Annotated in this window: 1 pseudogene; it reads left to right on the top strand. The window is 60.5% G+C overall.

Annotation, left to right across the window (positions count from 1 at the left end):
* Nucleotides 1-77: 77 nt before the first annotated feature.
* A pseudogene (gene tnpC, locus K309_RS39000) lies at nt 78-989 on the top strand (IS66 family transposase); the annotation flags it as partial.
* Nucleotides 990-1,067 lie beyond the last annotated feature (78 nt).

Genomic DNA, 1,067 nt, shown 5'->3' with positions numbered 1-1,067 from the left:
CTTGTCCCAGCCGGCTCGACCGGAGCCACCTTACCCCCTCAGCGCTCCGCAGTCACCCGTACTACTCGTCGGTCTGAGGCAGAGCCTCGTTAGCCATTCCTCGGTCCACGCTCGCGCAATGGGTCGGCATGTGCGGCGTGCAACTGCAACCACTGGTGGACGCGCTCAAGAAGCAGATTCTGCAACATCGCGTGCTACATGCCGACGAGACGCCAGTGGCCATGCTCAGTCCCGGCAAGGGCAAGACACAGCGCGCCTATCTATGGACGTATTGCCCTGGGGCATTCGAGGATCTGCGCGCAGTGGTGTACGACTTTGCCGACAGTCGCGCGGGCGAGCATGCGAGGAACTTCCTTGGTAACTGGAAAGGTCAGCTCGTCTGCGACGACTTCACCGGCTATAAGGCGCTGTTTGCCCAAGGCATTACCGAGTTGGGTTGTATGGCTCACTCGAGGCGTAAGTTTTACGACCTCCACGCGGCGAACAAAAGCCACATTGCACAGGATGCCCTGCAGTACATAGGTGAGCTCTACGAGATCGAGCGAGAAGTGCAGCAGGTTTCTGCACAATTGCGGCTGGAAATCCGGCAACAACGTGCGCGGCCGATTGCCAATGCACTAAATGCGTGGATGACCGGACAACGCACTCGTGTGAGCGACCGATCTGCTACCGCCAAGGCACTGGACTACAGTCTAAGGCGATGGGCTGCCCTGACGCGGTACCTCGACGATCCGCAGGTCCCCATTGATAACAACTGGTGCGAAAACCAGATACGTCCGATTGCCCTCGGCCGCGCCAACTGGCTGTTCGCGGGCTCGCTTCGGGCAGGGCGTCGAGCCGCGGCGGTCATGAGCCTGATGCAGTCAGCCAAGTTGAACGGCCACGACTCCTACGCCTATCTCAAGGACGTGCTCGCCCGGCTGCCGATGCAGCCCGCCAGTCGCCTCGAAGACCTTCTGCCACATCGCTGGCAACTCACGGCACAGTAACGCGGCGCTGTCGTCAAGACGGGATCACCGCGCGCTTACGGATGAATGGCAAGCGGCGTACATTCTCAACAGGAAGGA

Origin of the sequence: Cupriavidus phytohabitans, from assembly GCF_000426345.1 — a bacterium.
In the GTDB taxonomy this organism is placed as follows: domain Bacteria; phylum Pseudomonadota; class Gammaproteobacteria; order Burkholderiales; family Burkholderiaceae; genus Cupriavidus.
Note: the sequence above shows the minus strand (reverse complement) of the source record. Positions and strands in the feature narration are given on the sequence as shown.